The 15,456-nt window shown below is 63.4% G+C and carries 12 protein-coding genes and 1 pseudogene; 3 read left to right on the top strand and 10 right to left on the bottom strand.

Annotated elements, in window-relative coordinates; genetic code table 11:
- Positions 1-6: 6 nt before the first annotated feature.
- The 5 genes from VG320_RS17470 to VG320_RS17450 form a co-directional block, all read right to left on the bottom strand.
- Positions 7-789, bottom strand: a complete 783-nt coding sequence (locus tag VG320_RS17470; RefSeq protein ID WP_327201341.1) for an SDR family oxidoreductase — start codon at positions 787-789, stop codon at positions 7-9.
- A complete protein-coding gene (locus VG320_RS17465; protein WP_327201340.1) occupies positions 786-1,646 on the bottom strand; it encodes a MoaF C-terminal domain-containing protein in 861 nt (286 codons plus the stop codon). The genes VG320_RS17470 and VG320_RS17465 overlap by 4 nt, the downstream gene beginning before the upstream one ends.
- A gap of 144 nt (positions 1,647-1,790) precedes the next feature.
- Complete coding sequence (locus VG320_RS17460; RefSeq protein WP_327201339.1) at positions 1,791-2,900, bottom strand: class II histone deacetylase; 1,110 nt, start codon at positions 2,898-2,900, stop codon at positions 1,791-1,793.
- A gap of 50 nt (positions 2,901-2,950) precedes the next feature.
- On the bottom strand, positions 2,951-4,147 hold the full coding sequence (locus tag VG320_RS17455; RefSeq protein WP_327201338.1) for an MFS transporter: 1,197 nt from the start codon (positions 4,145-4,147) through the stop codon (positions 2,951-2,953).
- A gap of 32 nt (positions 4,148-4,179) precedes the next feature.
- Positions 4,180-5,232: a porin gene (locus VG320_RS17450; RefSeq protein WP_414696064.1), complete on the bottom strand. Its 1,053-nt coding sequence runs from the start codon at positions 5,230-5,232 to the stop codon at positions 4,180-4,182.
- Between the two features lie 417 nt (positions 5,233-5,649).
- Between VG320_RS17450 and VG320_RS17445 the strand changes: the two genes are divergently transcribed.
- Positions 5,650-6,720, top strand: a complete 1,071-nt coding sequence (locus VG320_RS17445; protein ID WP_414696066.1) for a helix-turn-helix transcriptional regulator — start codon at positions 5,650-5,652, stop codon at positions 6,718-6,720.
- On the opposite strand, the gene VG320_RS17440 is transcribed toward VG320_RS17445, so the two are convergent.
- The 3 genes from VG320_RS17440 to VG320_RS17430 form a co-directional block, all read right to left on the bottom strand.
- Positions 6,717-7,865 (bottom strand): porin, encoded by a 1,149-nt coding sequence (locus VG320_RS17440; protein WP_327201335.1) that lies wholly within the window; start codon positions 7,863-7,865, stop codon positions 6,717-6,719. The genes VG320_RS17445 and VG320_RS17440 overlap by 4 nt on opposite strands.
- A gap of 115 nt (positions 7,866-7,980) precedes the next feature.
- Positions 7,981-9,111 (bottom strand): formylglycine-generating enzyme family protein, encoded by a 1,131-nt coding sequence (locus VG320_RS17435; protein ID WP_327201334.1) that lies wholly within the window; start codon positions 9,109-9,111, stop codon positions 7,981-7,983.
- A 1-nt stretch (position 9,112) separates the two neighbouring features.
- Positions 9,113-10,846 (bottom strand): arylsulfatase, encoded by a 1,734-nt coding sequence (locus VG320_RS17430; protein ID WP_327201333.1) that lies wholly within the window; start codon positions 10,844-10,846, stop codon positions 9,113-9,115.
- 264 nt (positions 10,847-11,110) lie between these two features.
- On the opposite strand from VG320_RS17430, the pseudogene VG320_RS17425 reads away from it, so the two are divergent.
- Positions 11,111-11,287, top strand: a pseudogene (locus tag VG320_RS17425) (amidohydrolase family protein); the annotation flags it as partial.
- Positions 11,288-11,298: 11 nt separating this feature from the next.
- On the opposite strand, the gene VG320_RS17420 reads toward VG320_RS17425, so the two are convergent.
- Entirely contained in the window at positions 11,299-12,834 is a 1,536-nt protein-coding gene (locus tag VG320_RS17420; protein ID WP_327201332.1) for a sensor domain-containing diguanylate cyclase, read from the bottom strand.
- A 241-nt stretch (positions 12,835-13,075) separates the two neighbouring features.
- Between VG320_RS17420 and VG320_RS17415 the strand changes: the two genes are divergently transcribed.
- Positions 13,076-13,702, top strand: coding sequence for a glycine zipper 2TM domain-containing protein (locus VG320_RS17415; protein WP_327201331.1), 627 nt, complete (start codon positions 13,076-13,078; stop codon positions 13,700-13,702).
- A gap of 62 nt (positions 13,703-13,764) precedes the next feature.
- Here the strand turns inward: VG320_RS17415 and VG320_RS17410 are convergent, their stop codons facing one another.
- Positions 13,765-15,438, bottom strand: coding sequence for a long-chain-fatty-acid--CoA ligase (locus VG320_RS17410; RefSeq protein ID WP_327201330.1), 1,674 nt, complete (start codon positions 15,436-15,438; stop codon positions 13,765-13,767).
- Positions 15,439-15,456: the final 18 nt, after the last annotated feature.

Genomic DNA, 15,456 nt, shown 5'->3' with positions numbered 1-15,456 from the left:
ATAAAATCAACCCAAAAACGCAGCCGAAGCCTCCGGCAAAACAGCCCCACCATCAACCACAATAGTCTGCCCGGTCACATAACCGGCCCCGGCGGAAGCCAGATAAAGCATCGCAGCGGCAATATCCTCCGGCTCCCCCAACCTCCCAATCGGCACCGCCCTGGCAATTCGCTCATTAAGCATAGCGTCCCCAAGATTATCCATAGCGGGCGTCCGAACCATTCCAGGCTCAACCCCATTCACAGTAACGCGATACGGCGCAAGCTCCAGCGCAGCAGCACGAATAAACCCATTAACTCCAGCTTTCGAAGCCGCATAATGCGCCAGCCCGGGATAAGCCACCCGAGGCCCCGTAACAGACGATGTCACCAGCAACCGCCCTGCCCCCCGCCTGACAAACGCAGGCAAAGCGGCCTGAGCCAGCCAGAACAACGCCCCCAGATTCACTGCAAGCGTGCGCTCCAGCACCTCCGGCGTAATCGCAGCAAACGGCGTAAGCGGAAAATACGCCGCGTTATGCACAACCACATCGAGCCCTCCAAAATCGGCCTCGACTTGCGCGATGAGCGCACTAATCTGCTCACGCTCAACCAGATCGACGTCATAGACTCGATGCTTTCGCCGCGCCCCATCCTCCATCGCGCCCACCCACTCACGCGCCAGATCGCCCTGCAGATCGGCAACAGCCACGCAAGCGCCCTCGCGCGCAAACGCCTCGACTATCCCGCGCCCTATGCCCTGCGCACCGCCCGTCACCAGCACAGTGCGCCCTTCAAAAGCGCACGTCATACCGGATACCGCGTAACGTTAAGCACCTGAGCGTGCGCGCCCACCGGAAAATTCGACAACGCATCAAAACGGCTGCCTTGATATCCGAAGATCTTGCCATCGGTCTTCATGCGTTCGAGGTCGATCATGATGACGCCAAGCGTCGGCACGATCTTCTCGCGCCACACAAACAGATAGAGCTTTTCGTCGATGGCGATCGTATGGCAACGGTCCACATCCGCCAGCCCCGCTTCGACGCCGGAGAGGCACTGCCACGCATAAAAATTCTCGTTCAGATAAACGTGCTCGTAGCGCTCCGTCGCGCTATACGTATAGAGATTGCGCATGCCGATCAACTCACGCGTGGGCGCATGCAAAGCGGCCTTTCCCGGCTCTATGCCATCGCCCGCCGTGATACGGCCGTGGTGCAATTGCACCTGCACGCCGGTCAGTTCCATGCCGCGCTCGACGCGGGTGAAAGCATCGATGTGGGTTTCCGTTTCGCTCGGCAACGCGCCGACGACCACCGTACACAAAGCCCGCGGCAGATCGAGTACATAGCTCGTGGAAACGTTGCGCGCGCGGCCTTCGTCATCGACAAGCGCTTCATCGGCGCCCACGTAATCGACGAAATAGATGCCATTGCGTACCGAACTCACGCGGCACTCATGATGCGCACGTTCATGTTGCGCGCCGCTGTTGCGTTCGACTTCCACGCGCTGCGCGCCCACGAAATGCAGCGTCGTAGCGCTTCCATCCGCAAATTCGAGCGTAAAGCGGCGGCCCTCGAGATCGCCCGTGGGCGCGAGGCTATGGCTATCGGGCGCGAAACCGTCGGCGAGCGCGCCGACCTGAATAAAGACGGGTTGGGACGACATGATAAGGAGGACTCCGTAAATTGACTTTGAGGGCCGCTCGCTCATTGCCAGAATGCGGCGGCGCGACTCACACTTTACGGAGCCGCCCCGCCGTGCGGCATCAACCAGAAGGATGACAACGCGCGCAATCGGCAACCGGCGCAATTAGCCCGCAAACGTCTGAGCCATTTCGTCGATCAACTGGCGCTGGAACGCCGCGAAACGCGCGCTCGGCTGCTGCAGGATGGCCAGTTCGAGCATCGGGTCTTCCACGCGGGTGCGCACATCCGCGAGCGTTTCCACGATCGCATGGCCGCAGAACGGCACATAGGCCTCCGAATAGCCGCCTTCGTGCACCACGACCAGACGGCCGCCGCAATGGCGCTCAGCGGCGTCGCGCACGAGTTGCGTCATGGCGCGATAGCTTTCGCTATGCAGCAGCATGCGGGCAAGGGGATCGACGGCGCTCGCGTCCAGCCCGCTCGCCACCACGATCAAATCGGGCTTGAAGCGATCGAGTGCGGGCAGCACGATGCGCTCGAAGGCGTACAGATACGCGTCGTGCCCGCCGCCCGGCAGCAGCGGGATATTGATGTTCGCGCCCTCGCCGCGCCCCGCGCCGCGCTCTTCCGCGCCGCTATAGCCGGGCGGAAAACAGCCTTCCTGATGCAGCGAAATCGTCAGCGTGTTGGGATCGTCGTAGTAGATCGATTGCGTGCCGTTGCCGTGATGCACGTCCCAGTCGATCACTGCAACGCGCTCGACGCCGTGTTTCGCACGCGCCGCCTCGATCGCAACCGGAATGTTGGCGAGCAGGCAAAAGCCCATTGGCTTGTCGCGCAGGCAGTGGTGGCCCGGCGGGCGCGAAAGCGAAAACGCGTTCGCCGCGCGGCCGGCAAGCACCGTATCGACGGCGCTCATGGCAAGACCCGCCGAAAGCGCCGCGATCTCGTAGCTGCCCTTGCCGAACGGCGCGAGATCACCCAGATCGCCGCCGTTCGCATCGCTCGCCGCCTTGAAGCGTTCGAGGTAGTCGCGCGGATGGATGCGCCGCAGGTCTTCGTCGCTAGCCGCGTTTGCGCTGCCCATGTCGAGCGACGCCGCAAGCCCCGACGCCTGGATCAGCGCCAGCAGGCGGCGCTTCGATTCGGGCGATTCCGCGTAACCGCTCGCGGCAGGCGGCTGCACCCAGCCGCCGACGGGAAAGAACAGCGCGTGCGTGCCGCCCGTGTGCCAGAAAGTGCGTTCGTCGGTAAAGAAGGCAGTTTTGCTCATGAGGTTCTCTTGCTGGTGGTGGTTCTTGATTCGAAAATCGGTAATGGAAATCACGCGCGTTCGACGCGCAGCAGGCAAACACACGACACGACGCAGATCGCCGCCGCGCTGGCGAACAACGCCGCCAGCGACGCGCCCGCGTCAAGAAGCACGCCCGCGATCAGCGGTCCAGCCGCAAGGCCCGCGCCAATCACGAAGTTCAGCGATGCGACCAGCCGACCCGAGCGGTCATGCTTTGCGGCGGCGGCGAGGATGAAGGGCAGCACAAAGGTCCAGGCGAACTTGAAGGCGAACACGGCGGCCATATAGCCCGATGTGCCCGGCTGCGTGGCGAGTCCCGCCAGCGACACGGCAAGGATCGCGTAGCCCGCCAGCAGCATCGCGAAGCGCGCCACCCGCCCGCCGATGAGCGACGCACAGCCCGCGCCGACGATGCCCATCACGCTCGCGGCGGCGAGCACTTCGCCCGTATGCGCAGCGTCGAAGCCCGCGAGCGCCGCGGCCTTGCTCGCGAAGGTCCACACGCCGCCAATCGCCACATAGAAGGCCAGCACGCCGCCGATCACAAACGCGGCGTTCAACGCCGCGCGGGCCGCCTGCGGCTCCAGCACAGCGGCAACCGCGCCGCCCGCGTGCTTCGCGCGGCCCAGCGCCGGATCGAATCCGCGCACAAGCGGCGCGGCGCACAGCCCCAGCACGCCGAGCACGACATAGAGCGCACGCAGGCCGTAACCCGCGAACACATGCGGCAGCAGGAACAGGCCCACCGCGCCCGCTACGAGCTGGCCGACGACCCACAGTCCATAGACGCGATCGCGATTCGCACTGGTCGCGGCGCTCGTCATGCACAACACCATCAAGGTGCCGCCGCCAAGCGCCGTGATCGTGCGCAGCGCGAGCAGGCCTGCGAAGCCCGGCATCGCCAGCGCAGTCGCGAAGTTGCCCACGCAGAACAGCGCCGTGGCGACGGCCGCGACGCGTCGAGCGTCGACACGACCGAGCCACAGCAGCGAAGGCAGCGTCGCGCAGCTAAACGCGCCCAGCTCGACGAAAAAGTACGTGCCGATCTGCGACGCTGATAAGCCCAATTGCACGGCAAGCTGCGCCGCCACTGCGGGCGCAACCAGCAACAACAACGGCGTGATGGCCGCGAACACGATGAGCGAAAGCAGCGTCGAGCTCGCGAAACCGCTCGGCCGCGCTTCAGCCGAAGCGGTCGCCGCAAAGGACGGAGAAGGATTTTTCATGGCGTAGTGGTTCCCTTGAATGGGCCGCGAGATCAGAACGTATGGGACATGCCGGCCATCGCGCCAAACTGCGAGACACCGGCGACGGGCAGCGAGTCGTATTCGTAGACGGGCTGCGTGCTGCCGCCCGTGTTGTGCGAGTAACCGAGGTTCAGATAGGCGAAGGTGCGCTTCGAGAGCGCGTAAGTACCGCTGGCGATGTAAAGCGTCGGATGCCCGACGCTCGGCGTGCTGGAAAACGTGTGATAAATACCGGCCGCGAAACCCAACGCCGGATCGAGCCGGTAACGCGCGCCGCCCCAGGCGACTGTTCTGGCCGGTTCGAGCGAGCCGGTCAGGCGCTCGCCGCCGCCGTAGAGCGACAACTTGTCGATGTCCCAATGCGCGGCAAGCACGCCAACCACGCGCTGCTCGGACGACGTGTCCGCACTCGACGACACCGCACCGTACGACTGGTGGATCACCGCGCTCACGCCAAAGCCGTTGCCCGCGTATTGCGCGCCCGCCTCCAGCACGCGACCCGAGCGCGAGTTGCCGGCCACGCCGCCCGTCGCGGCCAGCGCTTCGCCGCTAAACCCGGCGATATCGGGGCTTTGGTATTTGACGGCGTTATCGATGAAATTCGCCGCTAGCGGCACGAGCACGCCCTGACCGCTGTACGCGGCATAAAGCAGCGGATCGTAGAAGACCGTGCGATCGAACAGCACGCTGAACTGACGCCCCAGCGTGAGCGTGCCGAATCCGCCCTTGAGCCCCACCCAGGCGCCACGGAAAAATGCCAGCCCTGGCACTGTGGCCGTGCCGTCGTTGAGGTTCAATCCCTGTTCGAGCCGGAAGATCGCCTGCATTCCGCCGCCCAGATCCTCACTGCCGGTAATGCCGATCTGCGAAGGCAGCACCCCGTAGTTCTGCAGATTCACGGCGCTGTGCTCACCGTCCGCGTGCGTGCGGTACTGAATGCCCGCATCGAGAATGCCGTACAGCGTTACGCTCGACTGCGCATGCGCCGCGAAGCTGATGCCGAGCGTTATGGCTGCAGCCACCGCTCTCATGCGCACGCGCCGAAATCCATTCCATCGTTTCATCAACCGACTCTCCAAACCGTACGACGTTGTTGTCATGAAGCGCTTTCGTCCGATGGCCGCCGTATCGGCGGATGCGGATCTGCGTGCAGTGTCGGTAGCGGGAAAAATCGTGAACAGTCGTTCAAGTGAACGCTGCGGAAAACCCTGATGCGGCAGCCAGGCTCATAAACACGGGCGCGCGGCGCATTGAGTGCGATTGCCAGATGTCCCGCGCAATGCTGGACCCCGTTCAAATGCAGGGGGTGCGCGTGTCCTTCAAAACGCTGTTCGCCGAAAATCGGCGGCACGTATAATCGGTCGGGAATCCGCAACACCAGAAACAAGAGACGCAACGCAAGACACGACAAAAGCATCGCAGAGGAGGAGCGCTTGACACGCAACGCAGACCGGCCGGTGCCCTTCGACAGTGCCTCGGACATGCCCGCCGCGATCGCCATCGACGCCTATGCGCCAGGCGCGCCTTCCACGCGCAGCGCCGATTTCGAGGGCCCGTTCTGCAGCGACGGCAGCGCCGAGCGCGACCTGAGCGTGCTGCTGCTCGACCTCTACGCGCTCGCCAACCAGACCGGCATCGGCGAATTCGAAAACGGCTTTTTCCGCCTGCTCGGCGCCTTGCTCGATTTCGACGCGGGCTGGACCGGCGTGACCACGCATACGCCCGGCGGTCCCATCATGCACAACAGCTTTACGTGGGGGCTGCCCGACTCGTTCTTTCCGGAGTGGGTCAAAGTGCGCGACTGCGATCCGCTTGCGATCGGCACGCGCGGCGTTTATGGGCGTGCGATGGCGATCTCCGTCGTCGATCCGGAGGTGCCGCCGCGCTTTCGCAATTGGGCCGTCAAGCACGGGCTCGCGCAACTGATGGTCGTGACGGCGCACGACCATCGTTTCGGACTCACGACTTTTCTTTCGGTATATCGACGGGCGCTGGACAAGCCCTTCAGCGTCGGCGATGCGCGTAAAGTCGCGAACGTCATCGCACATCTGGCCGCCGCCCTGACGATCAACCGCTCGTTCCAGCTCACGCGCGAACGCGGCGCGACGCCTGAAACCTCGCCCGCGCGCGCGATCTGCGATGCGTTCGGCGCAGTGCATCAGGCCGATAAGGCCTTCGAAGCCACCTTGCGCCAGGACTGGCCGCTCTACGCCAATCAGACCTTGCCGCAGCCACTGATCGACTGGCTGCACGGCGGCGCCGCGCATCCGTACACGGGCGAGCGCGTCGCCGTCCACTGCGTGCCCACGGCGGGCCTCTTTCAACTGGAAGCGCGCACGCGTTCCGCACTCGACCTGCTCAGCCCGCGCGAACTCGTTGCGATCCAGCACTACGGCGATGGTCTGTCGCACAAGGAAGTCGCGCAGCGCATGGGGATTTCGCCGACCACTGTGCGGCACTATCTGCGCTGCGCGTATCGCAAACTGGGCATGCACGACAAGAGCGAGATTCCGCGCCTGCTTGCGTCACCTCGCTACAACACTGCGCCCTAGAAGCGGTGTACGATGCCCGCCGTGACCACCAGTTGCCTGCGCGTACTCGATGGCGTAACCCCATAGATCTGCGCCGGCGCGTGCCTGCCCTGTTGCGCGACGCCAATCAGATAGAGTGTCGTACGTTTCGATAACTGATACTGCGTACCCAGGTTGAGCTGATCCCAGCCCGGCTCAGCGCCTGCCGTTCCTTCGCCCGAATATCTGCCGTTGGTGCGGATATAGGCCACGCCAGCGAGCCACGCCGGGCTCATCTGCCACGTCATGCTGGCCTCGTAGTTGTCGAGCGTAAGCGCCGTCGCGTCGAGATAGCGATACTGCACCTTCGAATAAAGCCCCGCGAGCGTCACCGTGCCGATGCGATACGACGCGCCCGCCAGCCAGATGCGCTGGCGCTGCACGCCCTCACCGTTCACAATGCTGTTGCTGAAGGTGTTCGAATAATCGTCGAAAATGCCACTGCCTGGCGCGCCCAACGCCCCTGCCGCCTGCGAATCGGGCCGGTCGGCCTGCACGAATCCAACGCCCACGGAAGCCGGCCCCTGCGTCCAACCCGCACCTGCTGCGATCACGCGATTGCCCGTGAAGTCGCCGGCTTGATTGCTGAAGCCATAGGTAGCACCAAAGCTGAAGCCTGCAAAAGTCGGGCTTGCGTACTTGACGGTATTGCTGACCTTGAAAGTGGCATTGGTGTTATCGGCGTCACCCACATGCGCGCCGATATAGCCCGCCCAAGTTTCGTTGGTCGCAAAGCCAGACACGAAATCGACGGTCGAATCCCATTGGCGGCCGAGCGTAAGCGTGCCGTAGCCGTCATTCGCCATACCAACGTAGGAGACGTTGAACGCGCGCCCAGGACCGTGCCCATTGTCGATATTGAATGGGCTCATCAGGCGGAAAACCGCGCGCGTGCCGCCACCCAGATCCTCCTGCCCCGACAGGATCCAGCGCGATGACGAAAGCTGCCCGCTTGCCGTGGTCCATTGCGAATGACCGCCCGCGTTGTTCGCGTACAGCAGGCCTGTATCGAGAATACCGCCCAGCGTGACGCTGCTCTGCGCGTGCGCAGCAAGCGGACCGAAGCACAGCCAGGCGCCGAGCGAACCCGCGAGCGCGGTCCTCACGGTCAGGGAACGTGATTTCACGAAAAGATCTCCATAAGATTGGACTACTAAGTTGTTATTCGAATCGATACCGCGGAATCAGAACGACGCGGCAGCGTCGTCAGACTGACCTGCTGCCGCGTCCGATTGCCATCGCTCAGGAAGCGGGCAATCTCAACACCGTGCGAAATCCGATGTGGTTGGTGCCCATGGTGAGATCCTGCGCGTGCCGCGCGCTCGGGCGATACCGCTTGCAATAGACCGGAGAGCAGAGAAACGAGCCGCCCTTGATCGTGCCGAATTGCGTACCGCGCGCGCGGGCAACAAGCGCGTCCTCCAGGTCGACGGCGGGCGCCGGCGGCGGTTCTGCGGCCTTCTGCGCATGCGTCTGCTGCCACGGGTCTTTCACCCATTGCCAGACGTTGCCGACCATGTCGTACAGCCCATAGCCATTGGCTGGAAAGCAGCCGACTGGCGAAGTCGAGACAAAACCGTCCTTGTCGGTGTTCTGGAATGGGAACGCGCCCTGCCAGGTGTTGGCCATCAGCTTCGATCGCAGCGTGAAGGTGTCGCCCCACGGATAGACCGCGTTCTTGCCGCCGTGCGCCGCGTACTCGTATTCGGCCTCGCTCGGCAGGTCGCGGCCAAGCCATCTGGCGTAGGCCAGCGCATCTTCATAGGCGATATGCACCACTGGATGATTCGCAAGCCCGTCGATCGAGCTATCCGGCCCATCCGGGTGCCGCCAGTCCGCGCCGGGGATGTAATGCCACCACTGCATCGCGCCTACCAGAAGGTCTTTCGGCGGCAGAAATACGGTGGAGCCCGGGCGTGTCATGGCCTTCGGCACGTCAGGATAGCGCGCGGAATCGAGGCCACGCTCCGCGAGCGTGCGATAGCCTGTCGCCGCGACGAAACGCGCGAACTGCGCGTTGGTCACGTCGTAGCGGTCGATCAGGAAGGCGCCTACTTTCACGGCGCGTGCAGGCGCTTCCTCGGGATAGTCGCTGTCCGAACCCATCACGAAAGTGCCCGCAGGCACGTTCACCTGATCGTCGGCCTCGCCCGACGGCGGCAAGCCGCCGAAAGCCTTGCACGCCTTCAACGAGCCAAGCGCAGGCGTAGCGGCACTCGCAACGGCCGCCACCCTCGCCTGGGCGCGCGGCGTCCCGCCAATGGTCGCCGCCACCAAAGCCCATACAAGCGCCGCGCCCAGTACGGGCAGCGCCGTCGCTTTGCATCGCGCCTTGATTTGCGCGCGCGATTTCGCTCCGCTGAATCGCACCATGTCAGTAATCCGCACGCGGATAGGACGTGTCGCGCCCCGTCTCCACGACGTTATTCTGCTGCACGTATTGCGACCACTCGGTCAGCAGTTCCTCGACGACCTCCGGGCGCTTAGCGGAAAGATCATGCAGTTCGCCGCGATCGTGGGCGAGATCGTACAGCTGCCAGTGACCCTTGCCGTTGTCGTACGAATAGACGAGCTTCCAGTTGCCCTTGCGCAGCGCATTGCGGCCCATCAGCTCCATTCCGTAGACGTAATCGGCCACATGCACGCGCTTGCGTTCGCCCGTAAGCCAGGGCTTCATCGACATGCCCTGCATCGGCAGCACCGTCTGTCCGTGGAATTCGATACCAGGCTGATGAATGCCGGCAAAGTCCAGAATGGTGGGCGTGAAGTCCTTCACCGTGAGCATCTGTTCGGCCTTGCCCGGCTGGATATGGCCAGGATACGTAATAAACGACGGCGAACGAATCCCGCCTTCGTTCGTGTAGGCCTTGAACAGACGAAATGGTTGCGCGCTCACCTGTCCCCACGCCGGACCTTCGAATACGAACGAATCGGGCCTGCCAATATTGTCGAGCGAATTGTTGAAGTCGTGCGCGATCCATTGCGCGTTGCCGCTATCCTTGTCCCACTCGTTGCCTTCAGGGCCGTTATCGGAGAGGAACACGATCAGCGTATTGTCGTACTGGCCGCTCGCCTTCAGATAGTCGATCAACCGCCCGACGTTGCGGTCGAGTTCGCTCACCATTGCCGCATACGCTTCGAATGTGCGCGCCGAACGCGCCTTCTCTTCGCCGGTCAGTGCGCGCCAGGGTTTCGTGCCTTCGGGCAGTGGCGCGGGTTTGGTATCGGCGGGCACGAGCCCGAGTTGCTTCATTTTGTCGATGCGACGTTGCGCGATCACGTCGTAGCCCACGTCGTACTGGCCGCGAAAGCGGCGCAGCGCTTCATCGGGCGCCTGCAGCGGCAAATGCGCCGCCGTATAAGCCGCATAAGCAAAGAACGGACGGCCGTCGCGCGACTTGTCGCCAAGATATTCGATCAGCTTGTCGGTATAGCTGCGCGACGAATAGAAGTCCTCGGGCAAATCGACTTTCTTGCCGTCCTCGCGGTAGGTCGGCTCCGGCGAATCCGAGGTGATACGCATTTCCTTTTCCCTGAAGTGCGCCGCGCCGCCGTTCATGAGCGCATAGGAGCGCATGAAGCCGCGCTGGTCGGGCCGCATGCCGGCACTCGCGCCAAGGTGCCACTTGCCCGCCATCACGGTCCAGTAGCCGCCATCCTTCATGATCTCGGGAAGCGCCGCCACGCGATGATTGAGGCCGCCCTCATAACCGGGATGATTGACTTCCTCGGGCGTGAGATGCGGTGTGATCATCTCCGCCATGTTGCCCACGCCCGCGAGGTGATTGTCGATGCCCGAAAGCAGCATCGAGCGCGTGGGAGAGCAGGTCGGCGCAACATACATCGTGTCGAGCAAACGGCCCTGTGAGACCAGGGCGTCGAGATTCGGCGTGGGAATTTCGCTGCCGAATGCGCCGAGGTCGGAACGTCCCAGATCGTCGGCGACGATCAGCAGGACGTTGGGGCGCGCGGGATTCGCATTCGTCTGGACATTGGCGGTGCGATCGGCAACCGCCGTGGAAACAGGCGTTGCGGCCTGAGCGAAAGACAGGGTGGCGAGAAGCGCGCAGCCGCTCATTGCGGCCGCTGCATGAGTTTTCAGACCCAAGGTCATCTCCGTTATCGTGGTTATGGTGCGAGAGCATCTGATTCGCGCTTCTACGATACGGAGCCAAAAAGGCCACGCAGTATCACAAATCGGCAAACCGTCTCGAAGGCACTGTGAATACCCGCGCACACACCCTTGCACAAGGGGGTTTTCCCTTGCATGCGTGCATGCGCATCGTTGAACGACGCACATGTCGATCAAATCGCCCGACGCAAAATCTGGACGACCGTGCGCAACGCTTGCATCATGAAGTCACGCCATTTCGAGATCGTCGACATGAAGGGCAAACTGGGCACGATAGCGGCGGGGGCGATCGCCGACGTCCTGGTGCTGGACGGCGATCCGCTCGCGGACATCAACGTGATTGCCGGCGAAGGCGAGCGCGTGGCTTATGTGCTTCCGCGCGGCAAGATCGTGAAAACTGGCGATAGCGCACACTGAGCGCACGCGCGCTACGCGTGCGCCTCCAGCACACTTGCGCAGACGCGATTGCGGCCGCTCGCTTTGGCGACGAGCAATTGCGCATCGGCGGCCTCCAGCAGCTTTTCTACGCCATGCTCGATGCCTGGCGTGGCCGTGACAGTCGCGCAACCCACGCTGACCGTCACTGCGCCCGCCTCGCTCTTCGCGTGTGCGATGCGCAACTGTTCGACCGCGTGTCGCACCCGCTCCGCCAACTGGGCGGCTTCCTGCGCGTCGGTATCCGGCAGTACGACCGCGAACTCTTCGCCGCCGTAACGCGCGGCCATATCCTGCATGCGCCGCGCCTGCCCACCGATGGCCTGCGCGACGCTGCGCAAGACTTCGTCGCCGACAGCGTGACCGTATTCGTCGTTGAAGAGCTTGAACCGGTCGATGTCGATAAACAATATGGATAACTGACGATTATTCCGGCTCGCGCGTCGCCATTCCTCGTCGAGTCGGCTATCCAGCGCGCGGCGGTTGCTCAGCCCCGTTAGCGCGTCGGTCAGCGATATTTCACGCAGTTTCTCCAGCGCCTCGTGACGCGAGCGCAGCGCGCTCTCCAGCGCCATAGAACCAAGCGCCAGCGTCAGCGCGAACGTCAGCGCCAGTGCGCCCTGCCAGATCACCTGCTGCCGCCAGATGCCCAGCGTCTGCGCGGTGGACGGCGTCGCGATCACGGCAAGCGGCGCGCCGCTAATATGCGCTACGCAGCATTTCACGCTTGCCGGATCGATATGGCCGATCGCACCGCCCGATCCTTTCTGCACGGCCAGCGACGCGGCGCCGTCGGGATGCACCGCATTTGCCAGCACCAGTCCGTCATCGCGCACGACGCGTACCGTATCGACATCGCGCGATTCAAAACCGCTGATAAAGCGCTCAACGCTGTCTAGCCGCACCACCAGCACGGCAACGCCCGCGAAAGCATGGCCAGGCGCTTCGATGCGGCGTGCGAGCGCGACCGAGCGCCTGCCGTTGCGAATGCGCGAAGCGAACGGCTCCGAAACATAGAGCCCCTGAGAAGCGCCGCGCGCGAACGCCTGAAAGTAGTCCCGATCGCGCAGATCGACCTTCGCCGTCAAGGCGTTGTCGAGCGGTGAATCAAGTGGGGTTTCGAGCATGCCGTCCGCACTGACGATGAAAGCATCGTCGAGCAGCTCGTGCGAAATTGCCTGACCGAAGCGGATACGTTCGCGAACGTTATCGGTCATGGGCGCTGCCGGATCGCTCGCCGCCGACACCATGTCGGCGAGCAGCGCGGCGTGGATGTTCATGTTGCCGCTCAAGCCGCCCGCGACCAGCGATGCAACGCTCTGGGCGCGCTCGCTAGCGCGCTCGACGCGGCCTGCGCGGTCGGCCGTCAACCATGCAGTCGTGCCGGAAAGCACCACGATGGCGCACAACACGCCCGCGGCCGAAATCAGTTTGGGATGCGCGTCAAGGCCTGCCAGCAGGCCGCGCGACAAGCGTCGCAACCCGCGGCGCGGGCGCACGAATGGCGCAGTGACACTTCGGAGGGACATTGTTTCTCCTTATGCTCAGGTCGAAGCCCTTCCCTAACGTGATTGTTTGCGCTGCCGCGCCGGATCGCGAATTCGCGATATCCGCGCTATGCGCGCCCGGCAGCGCGCCATCGGCAACAGACTTTACACGTTGTTACCCGCGCGTAGCGGACGTCTGCACGGGCTTTCCTTATACTCCGCCGCATCCGCTACCTACAGACGGCCCGCCGCGCAGCACGCGCGCAGCGCCGCAGAAAACACCGTGATGCCCATGCTCTCTACTCGCTCCGCTCTGACCGCCGCGCTTGTCGCCGCTACCGCCGTTTCGCTGTCCGCCTGTGTTGCACCGGGCTACGGCCCCGGGTATTCGTCCGGTTATCCGTCGTATGGTTCGCAACAAGGTTACCAGGGGCAGCCAACCTACGCACAACCCGCTACGGTGCAGCAACCGGCCTACGTACCGCCGCCGCCACCGGCGCAGCCCTATGACACGCAAAACAGCGGTCAGTACAGCGGCCAATACAACAACACACCGCAATACAACAACCAGTACGGCGCGCAATACGGCACGATCGCCGCGATTCACCCGGTCAGCAGCGCCACGAGCGCGGGCGGCGTCGGCGGAACGGTCGTGGGCGCATTGGTGGGCGGCGTGCTCGGCAACCAGATCGGGCGCGGCCACGGCCGCGACGCCGCAACGGTGATCGGCGCGCTGGGCGGCGCTTACGCAGGCAACCAGATCGGCCAGCAGATGAGCGGCCCGGCCGGTTATCGCATCGACGTGCAGTTGAGCGACGGTTCGACACGCGCCTTCGACGTCCCGACGCCGGGCGATCTGCACCCCGGCGACCGCGTGCAGATCAATGGCAGCCAGCTTTCGCGTTATTGATTCAAAAGGAACGCCCTGCTCGACGGCAGGGCGTTTTTTTATCTGTCGAATCAATCAGGCCGTTACACGCGAGCGTCGCGCAATTCGCGCCGCAGGATCTTGCCGATATTGCTCTTGGGCAGGCCATCGCGAAACTCGACCAGTTTGGGCCGCTTGTAGCCCGTCAAGCGCTCCTTGCACCAGTTGAAGATCTCCGCGTCGGTGAGCGCCGGGTCTCTTCGCACTACGAATATTTTCACCGCTTCGCCCGAATGGCGATCAGGCACGCCCACTGCCGCGACTTCGAACACGCCTGGATGCTGCGCCACCACGTCTTCGATCTCGTTCGGATAGACGTTGAAACCGGACACGAGAATCATGTCCTTCTTGCGGTCCACGATCTTCACGAGACCGCTTTCGTCCATCACCGCGATATCGCCCGATTTAAAGAAGCCATCGGGCGTCATCACGTTTGCGGTTTCGTCGGGGCGCTGCCAGTAGCCAGCCATCACCTGCGGGCCGCGAATGCACAACTCGCCCGCCACGCCCGTGCCCAGCACATTGTTATCGTCGTCGCGAATCGACACTTCCGCCGAAGGCAGCGGCAAGCCAATCGCGCCGCTCCAGCTCACCGACACAGCGGAGTTGCAGGTCACGCAGGCCGAAGTTTCGGTCAGACCATAGCCTTCCACGATGGGTACGCCGGTTTTCTCGAACCAGCGCTTCGCCACGGCTTCCTGCACGGCCATCCCGCCGCCCACGACTGCGAAAAGCTGCGACAGGTCGAGCTTGTCAAAGTCGGGATGATCGAGCATCGCGTTATAGAGCGTGTTTACCGCGGGGAACATGGTGATACGGTAGCCACGCAGCGTCTCGATCATGCCGGCCATATCGCGCGGATTGGGAATCAGCACCGAAAGGCCGCCGGTATGAATGCTCAACAGCCCGCACACCGTCAACGCAAACACGTGATAAAGCGGCAGCGCGGCAACCGTCACGTTCTGCGTGACATCGGGGCGCTTCGCCCGCGCCGGTTCGAGCCACGCCTGAGTCTGCAGCAGATTGGCGATGAGATTGCGATGCAGCAGCGTCGCGCCCTTCGACACGCCCGTCGTGCCGCCCGTGTACTGGAGGAACGCGATATCGTCGAGACCCTGCTGCACGGGCTGAAACGGCCGACGCGCGCCCTCGGCGATTGCTGCGTTGAAACTCGTGTGGCCCGGCAGACTCCATGCGGGCACCATCTTCTTCACTCGCCGAACCATGAAGTTCACGAGCCACCCCTTCACGCCTAGCAGATCGCCCATCGTTGCGACCACAACGTGTTTGATTGACGTACGTTGCACGACCGCCTGCAGGGTGGTGGCGAAGTTCTCCAGCAGCACGATGGCCTCTGCACCACTGTCCTTGAGCTGATGTTCGAGCTCACGCGGCGTATAGAGAGGATTCACGTTCACCACCACATAGCCCGCGCGCAGGATGGCGGCCAGCGCGACTGGATATTGCAGCACGTTGGGCATCATGATCGCGACGCGTGCGCCGCGTGCGAGGCCCTTCGATTGCAGCCACGCGGCGAGCCGTTGCGACAGCACGTCGAGTTGCGCATAGCTGATCGACTTGCCCATGCACGCAAATGCGGGCCGCTCACCATACTGCCGGAAGCTCTCCTCGAAAAGCGCCGTGATGGAAGCGTAGCGGGACAGGTCGATTTCGGCCGGCACGCCCGAGGGATAGGAATTCAGCCAGGGTTTGTTCATGGTGTGGCTCAAGTTAAG

Source organism: Paraburkholderia sp., assembly GCF_035948235.1.
In the GTDB taxonomy this organism is placed as follows: Bacteria; Pseudomonadota; Gammaproteobacteria; order Burkholderiales; family Burkholderiaceae; genus Paraburkholderia.
This window is presented reverse-complemented; position numbering and strand designations above follow the sequence as displayed.

Excerpts from the sequence above, each read along its gene's own strand:
- VG320_RS17470 (WP_327201341.1), bottom strand. The coding sequence starts at position 789 with ATGACGTGCGCTTTTGAAGGGCGCACTGTGCTGGTGACGGGCGGTGCG.
- VG320_RS17465 (WP_327201340.1), bottom strand. The coding sequence starts at position 1,646 with ATGTCGTCCCAACCCGTCTTTATTCAGGTCGGCGCGCTCGCCGACGGT.
- VG320_RS17460 (WP_327201339.1), bottom strand. The coding sequence starts at position 2,900 with ATGAGCAAAACTGCCTTCTTTACCGACGAACGCACTTTCTGGCACACG.
- VG320_RS17455 (WP_327201338.1), bottom strand. The coding sequence starts at position 4,147 with ATGAAAAATCCTTCTCCGTCCTTTGCGGCGACCGCTTCGGCTGAAGCG.
- VG320_RS17450 (WP_414696064.1), bottom strand. The coding sequence starts at position 5,232 with ATGAAACGATGGAATGGATTTCGGCGCGTGCGCATGAGAGCGGTGGCT.
- VG320_RS17445 (WP_414696066.1), top strand. The coding sequence starts at position 5,650 with ATGCCCGCCGCGATCGCCATCGACGCCTATGCGCCAGGCGCGCCTTCC.
- VG320_RS17435 (WP_327201334.1), bottom strand. The coding sequence starts at position 9,111 with ATGGTGCGATTCAGCGGAGCGAAATCGCGCGCGCAAATCAAGGCGCGA.
- VG320_RS17420 (WP_327201332.1), bottom strand. The coding sequence starts at position 12,834 with ATGTCCCTCCGAAGTGTCACTGCGCCATTCGTGCGCCCGCGCCGCGGG.
- VG320_RS17410 (WP_327201330.1), bottom strand. The coding sequence starts at position 15,438 with ATGAACAAACCCTGGCTGAATTCCTATCCCTCGGGCGTGCCGGCCGAA.